This window comes from Methylobacterium sp. E-025 (genome assembly GCF_022829705.1).
GTDB lineage: Bacteria > Pseudomonadota > Alphaproteobacteria > Rhizobiales > Beijerinckiaceae > Methylobacterium.
In genome coordinates, this window is sequence record NZ_JAKSYR010000081.1 from 221,413 (window position 1) to 238,885 (window position 17,473).

General features: G+C 69.3%; 12 protein-coding genes. 6 read left to right on the top strand and 6 right to left on the bottom strand.

All coding sequences use genetic code 11. From position 1 onward, the window contains the following. Nucleotides 1–6 precede the first annotated feature (6 nt). Entirely contained in the window at nt 7–2,232 is a 2,226-nt protein-coding gene (locus MKK64_RS10010; RefSeq protein ID WP_243934149.1) for a DEAD/DEAH box helicase, read from the top strand. A 1-nt stretch (nt 2,233) separates the two neighbouring features. On the opposite strand, the gene MKK64_RS10015 is transcribed toward MKK64_RS10010, so the two are convergent. Beyond that, nucleotides 2,234–4,153, bottom strand: coding sequence for an ABCB family ABC transporter ATP-binding protein/permease (locus tag MKK64_RS10015; RefSeq protein ID WP_243934151.1), 1,920 nt, complete (start codon nt 4,151–4,153; stop codon nt 2,234–2,236). Nucleotides 4,154–4,253: 100 nt separating this feature from the next. Then, nucleotides 4,254–5,567, bottom strand: a complete 1,314-nt coding sequence (locus MKK64_RS10020; RefSeq protein WP_243934153.1) for a LysM peptidoglycan-binding domain-containing protein — start codon at nt 5,565–5,567, stop codon at nt 4,254–4,256. Nucleotides 5,568–5,833: 266 nt separating this feature from the next. On the opposite strand from MKK64_RS10020, the gene MKK64_RS10025 reads away from it, so the two are divergent. Next, a complete protein-coding gene (locus tag MKK64_RS10025; protein ID WP_147844644.1) occupies nt 5,834–6,436 on the top strand; it encodes a TIGR00730 family Rossman fold protein in 603 nt (200 codons plus the stop codon). Between the two features lie 528 nt (nt 6,437–6,964). Further along, on the top strand, nt 6,965–7,399 hold the full coding sequence (locus tag MKK64_RS10030) for a hypothetical protein (protein ID WP_147844643.1): 435 nt from the start codon (nt 6,965–6,967) through the stop codon (nt 7,397–7,399). Nucleotides 7,400–7,524: 125 nt separating this feature from the next. Here the strand turns inward: MKK64_RS10030 and MKK64_RS28235 are convergent, their stop codons facing one another. The 3 genes from MKK64_RS28235 to cysS form a co-directional block, all read right to left on the bottom strand. Next, entirely contained in the window at nt 7,525–8,538 is a 1,014-nt protein-coding gene (locus tag MKK64_RS28235; RefSeq protein ID WP_243934155.1) for a sensor domain-containing diguanylate cyclase, read from the bottom strand. A 439-nt stretch (nt 8,539–8,977) separates the two neighbouring features. Next, complete coding sequence (locus tag MKK64_RS10040; protein WP_243934156.1) at nt 8,978–10,906, bottom strand: autotransporter domain-containing protein; 1,929 nt, start codon at nt 10,904–10,906, stop codon at nt 8,978–8,980. A 348-nt stretch (nt 10,907–11,254) separates the two neighbouring features. Beyond that, the gene (gene cysS, locus MKK64_RS10045) at nt 11,255–12,631 is read right to left on the bottom strand and encodes a cysteine--tRNA ligase (protein ID WP_243934158.1); all 1,377 of its coding nucleotides are present in this window, start codon (nt 12,629–12,631) and stop codon (nt 11,255–11,257) included. A 417-nt stretch (nt 12,632–13,048) separates the two neighbouring features. Here cysS and MKK64_RS10050 point away from each other — a divergent pair, with 417 nt between their 5' ends. Beyond that, nucleotides 13,049–13,399: a hypothetical protein gene (locus MKK64_RS10050; protein ID WP_147729418.1), complete on the top strand. Its 351-nt coding sequence runs from the start codon at nt 13,049–13,051 to the stop codon at nt 13,397–13,399. Between the two features lie 55 nt (nt 13,400–13,454). Here the strand turns inward: MKK64_RS10050 and MKK64_RS10055 are convergent, their stop codons facing one another. Continuing rightward, nucleotides 13,455–13,982, bottom strand: a complete 528-nt coding sequence (locus MKK64_RS10055) for a CreA family protein (protein ID WP_147729417.1) — start codon at nt 13,980–13,982, stop codon at nt 13,455–13,457. 185 nt (nt 13,983–14,167) lie between these two features. Here MKK64_RS10055 and MKK64_RS10060 point away from each other — a divergent pair, with 185 nt between their 5' ends. Both MKK64_RS10060 and MKK64_RS10065 read left to right on the top strand, forming a co-directional pair. Continuing rightward, nucleotides 14,168–15,229 carry a DUF2865 domain-containing protein gene (locus tag MKK64_RS10060; RefSeq protein WP_409567395.1) on the top strand — a complete coding sequence of 354 codons (1,062 nt, stop codon included), beginning with the start codon at nt 14,168–14,170 and terminating at the stop codon, nt 15,227–15,229. 102 nt (nt 15,230–15,331) lie between these two features. Continuing rightward, entirely contained in the window at nt 15,332–17,464 is a 2,133-nt protein-coding gene (locus MKK64_RS10065; RefSeq protein ID WP_243934161.1) for an OmpA family protein, read from the top strand. Nucleotides 17,465–17,473 lie beyond the last annotated feature (9 nt).

A 17,473-nucleotide genomic window follows, 5' to 3' on the forward strand; every position in this document is an offset into this window, starting at 1 on the left:
CGAGGTGTGAATCAATTTGTTGCCCTTACTGCCACGGTCGGTAACGCACAGGAACTAGCAGATTGGCTGATGTGCAATGTAGCTATAAGCTACAGTCGTGATGTTGATCTCTATCAAGAAATCTGGCGGCCGGAGGGTGGGTATAGAGTACGTTTTGGCGACGCTGAGGGTGAAGAGTGTCACGCAGGGAAGGCACTTGCAAGAGACGGCATAACTGCAGCTAAACAATTGATTGAAATGGGCCGGGGGCCAGTTCTAGTATTTGTTGAGTCGAGAAATGAAGCCGTAGATTTATCGACAAGTTTCAGCAGATCGGCTGTCAGGACAGTTAACGGTATCGAGATAGCAACGCAACTTGAACTTTTCTCGGAACCAACCGAGTCCTCGCAGCAGCTTCAACAAAATGCCCAGAGAGGAGTTACGTTCCATTCCGCTGATCTCACGGCACAGGAACGACAAGTAATAGAAAAAGGCTTTGTAAGCTCTGATTTCAATGTCTGCTTCGCAACTTCAACCTTAGCGGCCGGGGTAAACTTTCCTTTTCGCAGTGTCGTTTTCCCAAAGTTAACTTACGAGTGGGGAGACCGCCAGGGGCAGATGATTACCCTATCTGATTATCGCAACATGTCTGGCCGAGCTGGGCGACTCGGCATGCACCCAGACGGCTTTGCCGTCTTGATACCTCGAAATACGACCGAACTCGCTCACGCCAATCGGCTCGTGAGCCCAGAAAATCAGAATCTTGAGTCAAAGATGGTTCGCTTGAGCATGCGGCGGACGGTACTATGCCTGATTTCTTCGCGGGTTGTGGACAGGCGTGATAATCTAACGGCGTTTTTTCAAAACACCTTCTATTGGCATCAAGTACGAGAAAGAAATCCAAGGAAACTGGATGATATTATGGATTCTGCCCTAAAAGCTGTTGCGTGGCTGGTAGAGAAAAATTTTATTGAAGAAGATTACGAAATTCTTATTCCAACTCCATTGGGTAAAGCTGTCGCGGGGTCGGGTCTTCTGCCGATAGTCGCGGTAAACTTTTTAGATATGCTTGTAGAAAAGCAGGCATTGATCGAGGAAAATTTTGAGAAATACATAGTTGGACTTATACATTGGATTTGCCAGTGCGATGAATTCCAAGCTGAGAATTTATCTCGCTTCTTGCCCTATCCGACAAGTCGGCCACCTGTGCATTCAGTTGGGGTTTTGCAGGGGCATAAGTTGCTTGCTCCGCTAGATCGAACCCAGTCGCGGATAAATCAAAGTGCCCACGCCTTGGCTTTGTTTATTCAAGGAGAAAATGAGAGAAACATCCGTCATCAAACAAATATATCCTCTGGACAGGTCCATCGCCTCGCTAACGAGGTCGCATGGGTATTTGATGGACTACGTCGCATAATAAGTGTTCCTGAACTTGGGTACCCTCAAGTGCTAACAAATAAAATGTCCTTAATTGCGCGACAAGTGCAATGGGGCACTCCGACTGAAGCTTTGGATATTTTAAGGGTTGCTCAGAGAGAAGGCGTTCCTGGATTTGGTCGCCAACGGGCGATGGCACTGTTGCGTCGCGGGATTGAAACGTTCGACCAACTTCTGACTACGACGAGAGAGACATTGCACGCGGCTATTGGCCATGAGGGGCGGGCGACCGCATTGATTCGCGCCATTACTACTTGTGTTGGCCTGCCTTCTATTAAATACCAGAAGACACACCTGGAACTTGCAGCCAAACTTGGATTTAAGGATTTAGTTCAGAAATGTACAGATACACTTGGAACAAGTTATGAAGCGGCGATTAAGGAATTACTAGAAATCGAAAAAAGCTGGAAAGTGTATGCCCCCGACGATGGCGTGCAACAGAATGTTTCAGACCTGTTAATATCATATCCCGGTTTTTCGATCATAATCGAATGCAAAACAACCACTAAGAATCCTCCGCTGATTAAGAAGGAGGACGCGTTCGCTGTTATACAAAAATCTATTGATTACGAATCAAGCATTCATCGAGTCACACTGGGTAAACCACACTTCGACGAGCATTCCAAGAAAAAGGTACACTCCGCTACAAGCCTGACGCTCATCTCGCATGACATATTTATGGAAGGTCTTTTGAGAGTCCATGCCAAATCAACGACTCCTGAAGATTTCCTGCAATGGCTTTCAGTGCCAGGAGTTACAGAGATCGAACGTTTGGAGGGCCGGGCGAGTTACGATCTGTTGCGGGACAAAAACTAATCTACTCCGCGACTAATACGTCCTTCCGCCCAATGTGCACCTCAACCCGCACCCGCTCCGCCTCCTCCTCAGCCCGGCGCAGGGCCGCCCGCGCGGCATCCGCCTCGCGCTGCCGGTTCCAGAGCGCCGCGTAGACCCCGCCCTGGTCGAGCAGCGCGGCATGCGTCCCGCGCTCGACGATGACGCCCTTGTCGAGCACCAGGATCTCGTCGGCGTTGACCACCGTCGAGAGGCGGTGGGCGATGACCAGGGTGGTGCGGCCCTTCGCGATGCGGTCGAGCGCGTCCTGGATCTGCGATTCGGTGAAGCTGTCCAGCGCCGAGGTCGCCTCGTCGAGGACGAGGATCGGCGGGCTCTTCAGGATGGTGCGGGCGATGGCGACGCGCTGCTTCTCGCCGCCCGAGAGCTTCAGGCCGCGCTCGCCCACCGGCGTGTCGTAGCCCTCCGGCAGGCCCTCGATGAAGCGGTCGATCTGGGCGAGGCGGGCGGCCTCGCGCATCTCGGCCTCGCTCGCCTCCCAGCGGCCGTAGCGGATGTTGTAGCCGATCGTGTCGTTGAACAGCACCGTGTCCTGCGGCACCATGCCGATGACGGCGCGCAGGGAATCCTGGCGCACCGCGGCGATGTCCTGCCCGTCGATGGCGATGCGGCCGCTCTGCGGCTCGTAGAACCGGAACAGCAGGCGCGAGAGCGTCGACTTGCCGGCGCCCGAGGGGCCGACGATCGCCACGGTCTTGCCCGAGGGCACCGTGAACGAGACGCCGCGCAGGATCGGCCGGTCCGGGTTGTAGGCGAAGTGCACGTTCTCGAAGCGCACCTCGGCCGGGCCGGCGACCAGCGCCGGGGCGTTCGGCCGGTCCGCGATCTCCGGGTTGCGGTGGAGGATGCGGAACATGTCGTCGATGTCGATCAGCGCCTGTTTGATCTCGCGGTAGATCATGCCCATGAAGTTCAGCGGCATCGAGAGCTGCACCAGCATGGTGTTGGCGAGCACGAAGCCGCCGATGGTGGTGCGCCCGGCGAGGATGTCGCGGGCGGCGAGCCACATCACCGCGGTCATGCCCAGCGTGAAGATCAGCGCCTGGCCGGCGTTGAGGACGGCCAGCGACACGTAGGTCTGCGTCGAGGCCTTCTCGTACCGCGCCATCGCGCCGTCGAAGCGCTGGGTCTCGCGGGCCTCGGCGCCGAAATACTTCACCGTCTCGTAGTTCAGCAGCGAGTCGACGGACTTGGTGTTGGCGTCGGTGTCGGACTCGTTCATGCGGCGACGGATCGCGATCCGCCACTCGGTCGCCTTGTAGGTAAAGCCGAGATAGGCCGCGACCATCACGAAGACGACCAGGGAGTAGGTCCAGTCGAACTCCCAGGCCAGCACGCCGAGCACCAGCACGAACTCGACGATGGTCGGCACCAGCGTCAGCACCATCAGGCGCGACAGCTCCTCGATGCCGGATCGCCCGCGCTCCAGCACCCGCGTCAGCCCGCCGGTCTTGCGCTCGAGGTGGAAGCGCAGGGAGAGCTGGTGCATGTGCTGGAAGGTCTTCAGCGCCAGGCGGCGCACCGCGTGCATCGCCACCTTGGCGAACAGCCCGTCGCGCGCCTGCGTCAGCCCGGCCATCAGGATGCGCGAGGCGCCGTAGATCGCGATCAAGAGCATCGGCGCGGCGAAGATCCCGGTCGGCACCTGCTCCTTGCCGTGCTCCTGGCCGCCGACCGCCGCGACCAGCGCGTCGGTGATCCACTTGAAGGTGAACGGCGTCACCATCGTCACCAGCTTGGCCACCAGCAGCAGCCCGAACGCCAGGAAGACCCGCCGCTGCAGGTCCGGCCGGCCGTAGGGCCAGAGATACGGCCACAGCCGGCGATAGGTGGCGACGAGGCCCGGGCGCGCGTCGGGCGCCGGCGGGGGAGTGGAGGTCATACGCGATTGTCCGGAAGAGGAGGCTCGCCCCGGCATATAAGCCGGCGCCGCCCGCGGCACACCCGCAGCCGCCGCGGGGCGGGGCGGCGTGGGGGAATCCTCAGCCGTTCCTGCCCGCCTTCGCGTCCTTGCCGTCGCCCGGCAGCACGAAGATCTGGCCGGGATAGATCAGGTCCGGGTTGCGGATCTGCTCCTGGTTGGCATCGTAGATCACCGTGTAGCGGTCGCCCGCGCCGTAGGTGCGCCGGCTGATCTGCCACAGGCTGTCGCCGCGGATGATCTTGGCCGTGCTCACCGCGGGGACGAACACCCCCGCCCGCGGCGGCTCGATCGCGGCCGGGGTGGGCGAGACGGCCTCGGCCCGCGCCGCCGGGGCGGCGGGCCGCTCGGCCGGCTTGTCCGCCGCCGCGCCGGGCCTGGGCGGCGCGAGGTTCGTCGCGACGCGGGCGGGTTCCGGCACCGAGAACGGCACCTCGGCCCGGCTGCGCACCTTGCCCGAGACCGAATCGACCTGGTCGACCCGCACCGTGTAGGCGCCCGGCTTCACCCCGCGGCCGATGGTGAAGGTGACCTTGCCGTCGGCGCCGACGCTCGCCGGTGCGATCAGCGTGTCGTTGAGGTAGAGCCGCACCGTCGCACCCGGCGCGGCCTGGCTGGTGACGAACAGCCGGCCGCCCTCCTGCGCGTCCACGCTGACGATCTTGACGGGCGCGGGGGCGTCCTTGGCGGCCTTCCCGGAAGGCGGCTTGGCCGCCGCGTCCTTCGCCGCAGGGCCCTTCGCCGCGCCCTTGACGGGGGTATCCCTGCCGGCGACCGCCTGGGCCGGCGCCGGGCCCGGCGCCCGCTGCGCCGTCCGGACCTCCGGCTGCGACAGCACCACCGTGGGCCTGTCGGGCGCGGTCAGCGCCACCAGCGGCTTCTCGGTGCGCGAGGGCGAGACCGCCACCGCGACGCTCTCCGTCGAGCGGGTCTCGCGGCCCTCGGCATTGGTGGAGCGCAGCACGATCTCGCTGTTGCCCGCGGGCAGCGCCGGCGGCACGATCGCGAACTGCCCGTTCGGGTCGGCGAGCGCCTTGGCCACCGCCTTGCCGTCGACCAGGAGCTCGACGACGGTGTTCGGCGCCCCGCGGCCGGCCACCACCGACTCGCCGTTCGGCTCGACGCGGACGATGTCGAACCTGAGCGCGTCCGGCGCCGCCGGCGCCGCGGCGCGCGCCGCCGGCTGAGGCGCCGCGTCCGGCACGGGCGCCGGGCCCGGCGTCAGGGCGCCGACCGCGCCGGGCGCGGGCTCGGGCGCCGGAGCATGCGCGTGCCGCCACCGGTCGAGCCCGCCGAACACGGCCGCCACCAGGCCGAGCCCGATCAGCAGGCCCAGGACCGCGAGAAACACGCCGCGCCGCAACTCCGCCGTCATGGCGATCCATCCCTCGTCGACACCACGCCCGCCCGGCCGCGACCCCCATCCCCGGCGGTGGAGACTTTCGAAAACGCCCGCGCGAAAATCCGTCGACTGTTCCGCCCATATTACCGTACATGTCCCGGAGACCAAGCCGCAACGCGCGCGCAGCGAACGAATTCCCCACGCGATCAGCCGTTTGGCACCGATTTCGCCCCTGTTTACGACCTGTCCGCGGCCCGAACGGGACGCACGATACGACGAGCATCGATGAAGGAGGCCGGATGGCGCCGGTGAAGACGGTCTGTGTCTATTGCGGCTCCGGCTTCGGCGGGGACCCGGCGTTCCGCCAGGCGGCCGAGGCGCTCGGCGCCGCGCTCGCCGCGGCCGGGCTCGACCTCGTCTACGGCGGCGGCGACGTCGGCCTGATGGGCACCGTCGCCCGCGCGGTGCTGGCCGGCGGCGGCCACGTCACCGGCATCATCCCGGACTTCCTGAAGTCGCGCGAGCACATGCTCGATGCGATCCAGGAAACGGTCGTGGTCGGCGACATGCACACCCGCAAGCGCATGATGTTCGAGCGCTCCGACGCCTTCGTCGCCCTGCCCGGCGGCATCGGCACCCTGGAGGAGCTGGTCGAGCAGCTGACCTGGGCCCAGCTCGGCCGGCACCGCAAGCCGATCCTCCTGGTCGAGGTGGCCGGCTTCTGGAAGCCGCTGCTGACCCTGTTCGACCACATGCGCGCCCACGGCTTCATCCGCGACGGGCTCGACCTGAACTACGTCGTCGCCGAGGGCGCCGACGCCGTGGTGCCGATGCTGCAGGCCGAGAACCGCCGCCTGGGCGAGGACCCGGCCGCCGAGCGCTTCGTCACCGAGCGGCTCTGAGCGGCGGGGTCCGGCGCGTTCGCCCTCGGATCCTCGCGGCGCCGGGCCGCCGCTCGCGACGGTGAGGGGCGGCCCATGCGAAACGGTTTCGCCTCCGCCTCCCCTTGCACGGGCGAGAGACCGCGACGCGTGTCCGACGATCCGCTCGTGGTCATTCAGTAAATTTTGCCGTAAATTTTGAATACAGAATAGCATCGCGCGCGGCCGGCGCCGCTCGTTGAACCTATTCGACGCCGTGCTAGACTGACGGGCGAGTCGATCGGGCACGAACCGCAGCGCGAACGGCCGCGAACCGATCAAAAGTCTGTGTTCGCACCGTTCGGCGGCGCCTCCGACAACAATCGGAAACGTGTTCGTTCCATCACGGCCCAGTTTTTGCAGACCTTCGGTCGGCATCGACGCGGAGCGCGCCATGGATATCCGGGAGATCGATCGGCACCGACGCCGGCACATGGACGACGAGGCCGCTCGTCTTCGCGGCGGGGCGATCGTCGCTTCGGCCGCGTGCGCCCGCCTCGGAGATGCGCGATGACCGCCGCCGGACAGCCCGCCCTCCTCGCCCCGCCGGCCGACGCGTCCGCGCGGCGCCCGGCTTCGGAGCGGTTCGGCCTCGCCTACCGGATCGGCCTGCCGATCGCGCTGTGGGTGCTGTTCGCCAACGGCGCCACCCATTACCGCGACCGCCACATCGTGCCGGCGGCGGGCCTGCGCGAGGCGGTCGAGGCCGAGGTCGCGAGCCGGCTGTGTCCGGGGCTGCGCCTCGACGAGGCGAGCTTCCGGATCCACGCGCAGGCGCACGGGATCAATCATTCCGACCTCTACCAGAAGCGCTCCGCCTGGCTGCGCAAGGACGCTGACGCCCTGGAACGCGAGCTGCGCGCCGACCCGGACACCGGCTGCCGGCACATGCTCGACCTCTACGGCGGCGACGGCACCGCGCCGCACCTGCTCACGCACGGCTGACCCGGCGTCGCGCGCGGCGACGGGATCGCACGCCGCCAGCGCCCCGACGAGCCCCGCCCGACCGTGCCGCCGGCGCGAGCTGACCGCCGCGCAGCGCACCCCCGTGCTCGACGAACCCGCCGGGTTCAGGCCGCTTGGACCTGCGGCGCGTCCTCGGCACCGTGCAGGATGCAGCGTCCCTTGCCCGCGGTCTTGGCGGCGTAGAGGGTCTGGTCGGCGCGCCGCATCAGATCGGCGAGACCGAGCGGGGGTCCCGACGCGGCGGGCCGCTGCCGGGCGACGCCGACGCTGACGCCGATTCCCGCGAACGCGCCTCCGCCGACCTGATAGGGCGCGGTGATCGCCGTGATGATCCGGCCGCCAAGCCGGCGCGCCGCCGCGTCGTCGAGCCCGTCGGCGAGCACGAGGAACTCGTCGCCGCCGAGGCGGCAGGCGGTCGCGTCCGGCCCGATCGCCAGCGCGAGGCGCCGTCCGACCTCGCGCAGCACCGCGTCGCCGGCCGCGTGCCCGAGGCGGTCGTTGACCTGCTTGAACCCGTCGAGGTCGAGGTAGAGCAGCGTCCGGTCCCCGGCCCCGGCCGGGCGCGCGTCGAACGCCTCCTCCAGGCCGCGGCGGTTGAGCAGCTCGGTCAGCGGATCGGTGATCGACCGGCGGTGGCTTTCGCGTTCGCCGAGGATCGCCTGGACGGCCGCCGCCCGGTGATGGCGCAGGATGCTGCGGTTCATCAGGACGAAGGCGACCGTCTGGATCGCGATCAGCGGCAGGAATTGCGGATGCGTCGTCGCGAAGGTGGTCTTGTAGCTGAGGTCGATGAACAGCACCTGCGCCATCGCGTAGCGCGGGGCCGCGAAGTTCCGGCCGACGATCCCGCCGATCGCCGCGAGCCCGGAGGCGAGCACGACCATCGACATCGCCATGTCGCCCGAGGGGACGACGCAGGCGATGGTCGCGCCCTGCAGGCCGGCCCAGAGCAGGCCCGTCGCGAAGACCGGGCCGGACGGCGCGTGCACCCGCCGCAACAGCACGAGGCGCAGCATCAGCAGGAGCAGGTCGAGGAACGCGATGGCGGCGAAGAGCCACCGGTCCAACCAAAGGTAGGCGACCCCCGCCACGGCGATGGAGTTGACGGCGCCGACCACGAGGGGCGTCGTCGAGGTGAAGAAGCCGGCTGCATGCGCGCCTGCACCGCCTCCGGCAGGTCGGGCCCGATCTCGGCGAGCCACCGCAGGACGCGGCCGTGAGGCGCAGGGTACATCGTCAAGGTCGGTCCCGGGTGCCGCGAAGATCGGGCACTGCAACCGTAAGACGTTCCGATGAAGACTCCGTCTTGGAAGTGGGTCGCTTTTGTATCGATCCTGCCGTGCCACAAGATCAGGCGCCCGCCGATAGGCTCGCAACCTTCGATACGGCCGAACAACTGACGATTTCGTGCGCGGTCGGGCGCCACACGCGCTGGGTGTGGCGCCCGGGAAGCGACGGGCGTCCGGGCGTCGGTCGCCGCGGTTTCGGGTCGCCCTTCCGCCGCGTGCGCCGTGCGATCTCCCCGATCGAGCGCCGGCGCGGAGGGCGCCTCGTGGTTCAGAAGCGGTACCGCAGCCCGACGCTGCCGGTGTAATCGTCGCCGCCCGCGCGGGCGACGCTGGTCGAGCCGGTGACCACCCCGCTGAGCCCGTTGCCGAAATCGAGGTCGAGGCCGCCGGCGATCCGTCCGTAGACGTCGTCGCCGCGGCGCCCGGTCTCGGTGCGGATCAGCAGGCTCGGCGCATAGGTCTGGAACGAGGTCACCGTGCGCACGCCGTCGAGGACATCGTGCTGGGCGGTGAGGTTGAGGAAGGGCGAGACGATGCCGCCGAGAAGCGGCGCCACGGTGCGGATCTGGAGGCCGCCGCCGACGGTCAACCCGTCGAGATCCTGGCGCCGGACGCCGATCGTGAGCAGCGGGTCGCCGGTCTCGCGATAGGCGCTCACGCCGGCCCGCGCATAGGTGACCTCGCCGATGGGGCCGGCCCTGAAGGTCTCTAAATCGAACAGGTAGCCGGTGCGCGCGGCGACCGTCACCGTGTCGCCGCCCGGCGCGGCCGCGAGCCGGTCGTTGAGCACGCCCGGCCGGTCGAGGGCGAAGCCGTTGCCGCCGTACGTCACGGCCACGTCCGCGAACACCTCCGGGGTGGCGTACGTGGCGAAGACGGCGCCCTGGACGCTGTCGAGGTCGATCCGGCCGTTGCTCGCGCCGCGGAGGTCGACCCGGGCGTTGAGGTAGTTGAACGCCGCGCCGAGAACGAGGTTGGGCGTCGCCTGATACAGCAGCCCCGCGGTGACGCCGCCGAAATCGGCATCGTAGGTGTTGCCCAGGCTGCCCGCACCGGCCCGGTTCTGCGCCGTGCGGTCGAGCCCGGCATAGGTGCCGAGCGCGAACACGGAGACCGGGCTGCCGGGCTGGACCGGGATCAGGCCGGGGGCCGGGCGCCGGCCCGGCAGGTCGGCGGCGAAGGCGGCGGGCACCGACAGGGCCATGTTCCGGCGGCGCTCGGCCCCGAGGAAGTCGATCAGCGTCGACGAGAAGGCGAGGCCGGCGGCCTGCCCGAGCTCGCCCTGCGGCCCGATCGTCAGCGGCGCGCTGAGCTGGTTCGCCACGAACGCGGCGAGGTAGCCGTTGGCGCGCGCGGTGAGATGGATGCCGTCGACCGAGATGTACTGGTTCTCGACGGCTGGGTTGGTGTACCCGATCACGGCGCAGGCCGGGTTGAATGCGCAACTGCCGGTCGCCGCCTGCGGGATGAATCCGTAAGCCGTCGGGTCCGCGCGCAGCCGGTTCAGGAGCCCGTCCGCATCGAAGTAGTGCACGTTGATGCCGCGATCGGAATACGCCTGGAGGTATCCAGGGAGCTGCGCGTTGAAGGAACGCGCCAGGTCGGCGTTGGCGGCGCGGAAGGTCTGCTGGCTGAAGACCAGCAGCTCGCGCGCCCCGAGGCCGACGAGGCGGTCCAGGTTCGCGACGTTGTTGTTCAGGACCGTCGTCACGCCGGCGGCGCGGGCCGCGGCGGTGACGGCCGGGATGGCGGTGATGTCGTTGTAGCCGATCCAGAGCGTGACGAGGTCGCGCGATCCGAACCGGCCGGTGCGGGCGGCGAACTGGTCGATCTGGTCCGGGACGCCCCAGGGAAAGAGGGGCGAGAACTGGGCGTTCGGCTCGAGGTGGACGGCCTGCGACCCGCCGATCGCGTAGTCGTTGCCGGGCACGTAGGGCGCGCCGATGCGGGCCGGGATCTGCTCGAAGTAACCGGGCGCGTTCGACAAGCGCCCGCCCTCGTAGAGCTTCGTGCCGAACCGCGCGTCGAACGTTCCAGAGGGGCTGTAGCCGGTCTCCCGCGGGATGCGGCCGTTGTCGGTCAAGCTGTCGCCGAAGGCGTAGGCGCCGGAGTAATACCCGGACTGCGCGTGGCCCAGGCCGGGCGACGACAGCACCATTCCCGACGCGAGCAGCGCCGTCCGCAGGACGCGAGTCATTTCATTCCCCCCATTCGGATGACGGCACGGATTTCTTGCGAACCGCATCCGGAGAAAGAATGTCACGCCCATTTCCCGGTCAAAACCCCTTCCCGGGCATCGAACGGACAGCACATCAACAGTGTTGCGTCAAAACAACAAATACAACGCGGATTTTCTACTTCTGATGATCATATAGCAACCTTCGATCACTATACCGCGCGGTATTCCGGGATCGATCGACGGAACGCCGGTCGCGCGAAGGCTCGCGAATGCGCGCAGGACGAACCGCGCGACATCGGGGGGCACGGGATCGGCGATGCGCGTCGCCCGGAACCGGCCCTGCGACCCATCCAGGCGCACCAGCGCCTAGATCACGCTCCAGGTGGTGCCGTCCTTGCCGTCCTTGACCGCCACGCCCATCGCGGCGAGGGCGTCGCGGGCGCGGTCCGAGGCGGCCCAGTCCTTGGCGGCGCGGGCGGCGGCGCGATCGGCGATCAGCGCCTCGATCGCCGTCACGTCGAGGCCCGCGGCCGCGACCGTGGCCGCGTCCCGCTCGGAGCGGGTCTGCCCGAGGAACCCGAGCAGGTTCGCCCCGGCGCGGAGGCGCGCCGGATCGTCGAGGCGGTGGATCTCGGCGAGCGCCGCGGCGGTGTTGAGGTCGTCGAGCAGCGGCTCCAGCACCGCCTCCGGCGCCTCGGCGGCGGGCCTTGCGTCGCCGACGGCGCCGTACCAGCGGTCGAGCATCCGCCGCGCCTCCTCGAGGCCGCGCAGGGTCCAGTCGATCGGCTGGCGGTAGTGCGACTTGAGCATGGCGAGGCGCACCACCTCGCCCGGCCAGTCGTTCAGCGCCGCGCGCAAGGTGACGAAGTTGCCGGCCGACTTCGACATCTTCTCCCCCTCCACCTGGAGGAAGCCGTTGTGCAGCCAGGTGTTGGCCATCACCGGCGTGCCGAAGCAGCAGCGGGACTGCGCCACCTCGTTCTCGTGGTGGGGGAAGATCAGGTCGATGCCGCCGGCATGGATGTCGAAGGTCTGCCCGAGATGCCGCGCCGACATCGCCGAGCACTCGATGTGCCAGCCCGGGCGCCCGGGCGCGGCGATGCCCGACGGCGACGGCCAGGACGGCTCGCCGGGCTTCGAGGGCTTCCACAGTACGAAATCGAGGGGCGAGCGCTTGTAGGGCGCGACCTCGACCCGCGCCCCGGCCTCCATCTCGTCGAGCGGGCGCTTCGAGAGCGCGCCGTAATCGGGCATCGCGGGCACGTCGAACAGCACGTGGCCGGCGGCGACGTAGGCGTGGCCGGACGCGACCAGCGCCTCGATCATCGCGACCATCTCGGCGATGTGGTCGGTGGCGCGCGGCTCGATCATCCGCGGGCGCTCGCCGGGCACGTTCACGTCCTCCGGCATCAGCACGCCGAGGTCGCGCAGGTCCGCGTGGAAGGCGGCGAGCGTCCCGTCGGTGAGCGCGCGGATGGTGATGCCGCGCTCGGCGGCGCGGGCGTTGATCTTGTCGTCCACGTCGGTGACGTTGCGGGCGTAGGTGACGTGGGCCGCGCCGTAGACCCGGCGCAGCAGCCGGAACAGCAGGTCGAAGACGATGATCGGGCGCGCGTTGCCGATATGGGCCGCGTCGTAGACCGTCGGGCCGCAGGCATACATCCGGACATGGCTCGGATCGATCGGCGCGAAGGCCTCCTTGGCTCCGGTCAGCGTGTTGTAGAGCCGCAACATCGGCGCCATGAAACGTCCCTCGTCCTTCGCGGCCGCGATCCCGGCGGCGCTGCCCTCGCCGGGCGCCGGACCCGCGAAAACTCTCGTTTGGCGTCAGTGCCCTGGGCGCCGCGCGCCGCCCCCGCGGACGGGGCTCCGCGCGACCCGGCCCGCCGCAATGCCGCCGGCTTCGCGCCGAGCCGTGTTGCGGATCGGCGACGGTCCGGAGGCCCGGATCGGGCTACCCGAAATCCGTCAAGAATTCGAGACCGGCGCGGCGGCGCGTCGGCTCGGGCGGCGCGATCGGGTCCGGGCACGGAAATCCGATCGGCGCCGGAAAGCCTTTGTTTACCCCGCCGTCGGATTTTGACCGTCGAATTCCCGCCCGCGACTTCAACCCGCACGCCAGACCCTGAACCGGGGCATCCCCTGAACAAGGACGTATCCATGCGACGCTCGGCTGCCGGATTCGGTGCACTCGCTGCCGCTGCCCTCCTCGTCACGATCGCCCACGGCGCGATGGCCGCCGGCGACGGCGAGACCCCGGCCGGCAAGGGCGCGCCCCATGTCGAGAAGACCTTCCTGATCCCGTCGAGCGACGGCTACGGCGTCGGCGAGTGCCTGACCAGCCCCGGCAGCGAGTGCGGCCAGGTCGTCGCCAACGCCTGGTGCGAGGCGCAGGGCTACGCCACCGCCAACGCCTACGGGATCGCGGCCGCCGAGGAATACACCGGCGCCGTCGACCTCCCCGTTACCAAGCCGGCCGACCGCCCGATCCGCATCACCTGCCAGGATTGAGGGGGTCCCCGAAGCGTGCCCCCTCCCCCGCAGAGGGGGGAGGGACGCGTCCGCGTCACCCCTTCAGGAACGCGCCGCATTTCGGCGGCGGCTCGGTGCCCCAGGGCATCAGCGGCACGCTCGAGGTCGAGTTCTTGGGCGACCCCTGGATCACCTTGTCGGAATAGACCATGTAGATCAGCGTGTTGCGCTTGGCGTCGCAGCCGCGCACGATCTGCATCGACTTGAAGATCAGCGAGCGGCGCTCGCTGAACACCACCTCGCCCTGGCCGAACTTGCCGGTGAACTGCACCGGCCCGACCTGGCGGCAGGCGAGCGAGATGTCGGAGACGTCCTCGGCCAGCCCGAGCGTGCCCTTGATGCCGCCCTTCTCCGGCTGGGTGTACCAGCACGCGACGCCGCTCACGAGCGGGTCGTCGACGCCGTAGACCACGAGCTTGTCGTTGGGCGTGAGCGGGCGCCAGACCGTCGACTTGTCGAAGATCCGGTCGGGTTCCTGCGCCGCGGCGGCGCCGGTGAGGCCCGCCAGCGCGGACAGGAACAGCGCGGCTCGCGCGCCGCGTGTGAGACCCCGAAGCAACATCGTCCGCCATTCCCCCGCTTGTGTCACCGCGGGCATGTAGGAGGGGTGTCGCCGATGCGCGAGGGCGTTTAAAAAAGTTAAGCCCGCCGGTGCTTCGCTCGCCGGCGCCACTCTCCACGACGCGGCGGACCGCACAGCTCCCCTTCCGCCCTGCGCCGAGCCCCCGATCGTTCGCCATGCCGTCGATGCGCCACACCTTTCGCCCGCTCCGCCGCCCGCTCGCGATCCTAGCGCTGTGGCTCGGCGCGGTCGCGGCCGGGCAGGCCCAGGCGCCGTCCCCCGAGCCGAGCCAGTCCCCGCTTCCGACCCAGGCAAGCGTTCCGAGCCAGAGCCACCTGCCGAGCGCGGCCTGCCTGCGCTACCGGTCCGAGCTGGCGAGCCTGGGCAACGGCGCCAGCATGGTGCGCGCGCTCCAGAGCGAGATCGGCCGGCTCGAGGCCTATCACCGCTCCCTGAGCTGCGAGGGCGGCACCTTCCTGTTCTTCGACACGCGGCCCCCGCAATGCGGCGCGGTCGAGCAGCGCATCCGCGCGCTCAACGCCACCTACGGCGGCGCGGCGATCGACGACAGCGGCGCCCGCCGCCGCCAGCTCCAGGGCCTGATCGCCGCGTCCTGCGCCGATACGGCGCGCGTCGACCCCGCCACCGGCGAAGCCTATGCCCGCGGCGGCGCGCAGGTGATCTGCGTGCGCACCTGCGACGGCGCCTACTTCCCGATGCGCAACCTGCCCGAGGGCCGCAACGGCGCCGACGAGATGTGCCAGGCGCTCTGCCCCGGCACCGAGGCCGTGGCCTACTCGATGCCCTACGGCGACGAGGCGCTGAAGTCGGCCGCGACGGTGAAGGGCGGCAAGGCCTACGTCTCGCTCGCCAACGCGTTCAAGTTCCGCAAGACCTTCGTGCCGAACTGCTCGTGCAAGCCCGCCGACAGGACTTGGGCGCAGTCGCTGGTGAAGGCCGAGAGCATGCTGGTGCGGCACAAGGGCGACATCTTCGTCACGCCGATGCAGGCGGAGGCGCTGTCGCGCCCGGCCCCGAAGGTCCGCCTCACCCTGGTCGGCCGCGCCGACAAGACCGCCGCGGTGCTGGCCGCCGACGCCGCCGAGCGCTCGGGCCTGCCCGTCGAGATGGCGCCGAAGCCCGCGCCGGACCTCTCGACCGAGCCGTCGACGACCGGCACCGCCGAGCGCACGGTGCGCATCATCGCCCTCGATCGGCTCGTGCCGGCGAAGGCGCCCGCCCCCTGAGCGGCGGCGCCCGAACGCGGGAAACCGGAACCGGAATTTCGGAACCATCTGGCGCCTGAGGGGTTCGGTTCGGCCTTTTACACGATCCTCGAGGCCGACCGAATGCGGACACTCCGCCTGCTCCTCCTGACCGGCACGATGCTGCCCGGGCTCGTCCTCGCCCCACCGGCCTTCGCCCGGCAGGACGGCGCCTCTGGCACGATCCTCCTGGCGCAGGGCGGCCCCGAGGAGCGCGGGCCGCGCGGCGGCGAAGGTCCCGGCGGGCGGGGTGGCGATGGACCCGGCGGGCGCGGCGGAGAAGGCCGCGGCGGCGGGCGCGAAGGCCCGGCCGGCGCTCCGCCCGGCGGACGCGAGCGGCCGGAGCCGCGCCCCGAGCGGGCGCCGCCGCAGGAGCGTCCGCAGCCGCGTCCCGAGCGCGCCCCGCCGGCCGAGCGTCCGGCCCCGCAGGAGCGCGCCGCCCCGCCGGCGGCCCGCGAGCGCCCGGAGCCGCGCGAGGACCGTGCGCCGGCGCCCCGTCCCCAGGAACGGCCGCAGCCGGCCGAGCGCCCTGCGCCGCCCCCAGCTCCCCCGGCCGCCCGCGAGCGCGACCCCGAGCGCACCGCCCCGCCCGCGCGCCGCGACGCGCCGGACGCGGTCACCCGACCCCCGGCCGCCGAGGCTCCGCCTGCGCGGACGCCGCCGCAGGCGCCCCCGCCCGCGCGGCCCGGTGCCGAGCCGAACCGGCCCGCGACGCCGCCGCCCGGCGCGCCGACGCCGCCGAATGCCGGCGAGCGCCCCGCGCCGAACGCGGCGCCCGGCGTTCCCGGCCGGCCGGTGCAGCCGCCCGGCGCACGCCCGGGCGAAGGCGGCCCGCAGGATCGCGCCACCCCGCCCGGCACGCCGCCCGCGACGGTGCCGGGCGCGCCGCCCGCGCAGCCCGGGGCGGTGGCGCCGAACGCGCGCCCCGGCGTTCCGGGCCGTCCGGTCCAGCGTCCCGATGCCGTCGAGCCCCCCGGCGCCGCCGGCGGGCCGGGCCGCCCCGGCGGCCCGAATAGCAATCCCAATGCCGCCCCGCCCAATGCCGCCCCGAACGCCGGCCCCGGCGTGCCCGGACGGCCGGTCCCGCCGCAGGGCGCCGGCCCGTTCGGCCCGGGCCAGGGCAATCCCGGCCAGCCGGGGCTGCGCGGCTCCGACACGCAGCCGGGCGCCCAGCCCGGGCAGCCGGGCTACGATCCGCGCGGCGTGCCGACGGGCCGCGTCGGCGACCGCGACCGCGACGGCTTCAACCGTCCCGGCCGTCCCGGCTACATCCCCGGCGGCTTCAGCACCGACGACGAGGACGTGCGCGACTACGACCGCGTGCGTCGCGACCGCCGCGAGTTCAACGAGGACGGGCGGACCTACATCCGCGAGCCCGGCCGGATCATCGTGCGCGATCAGAACAACTACTTCATCCGCCACGACGAGAACGAGCGCTTCCGCGACATCGGCGGCGGCGGCTACCGCAGCGAGCGGCGCGGGCCAGACACCTACACCTATCTCGACCGTCCCGGCGGCGAGCAGATCGTGACGGTGGTGGACGACGACGGCCGGATGCTGCGCCGCTACCGCCGCTTCCGCGACGGCCGCGAGGTCGTGCTGATCGACAACAGCTACGGCGGCGTCCCGCGCCCGATCTACGAGGACGTGGTCGACCTGCCGCCGCCCGACATCCGCATCCCGCGCGAGCGCTACGTGGTGGATTACGGCGCGGCCGACGAGCGCGCGGTCTACGAGGCCCTGTCGGCCCCGCCGGTGGTGGCGGTCGACCGGCGCTACACGCTGGATCAGGTCCGCTACAGCCCGCAGCTGCGCGCCCGGATGCGCAGCGTCGACATCGACACGATCACCTTCGACACCGCCTCGTTCACGGTCACGCCCGACCAGGCCGCCCGGCTCTCGACGATCGCGGCGGCGATCAACCAGGCGATCCGCGCCAACCCGCAGGAGGTGTTCCTGATCGAGGGCTACACCGACGCGGTCGGCGCCGACGTCGACAACCTGTCGCTGTCGGATCGGCGGGCGCAGTCGGTCGCGACGGTGCTGACCCAGAACTTCCAGGTGCCGCCCGAGAACCTGACCACCCAGGGCTACGGCGAGCAGTACCTGAAGGTGAACACGCAGAACGCCTCACGCGAGAACCGCCGGGTCACGGTCCGCCGCATCACCCCGCTGCTGCAGCAGAGCGGGGCGCCCCCGGCGGCGGCGCCGCGATAGGATGGGTGT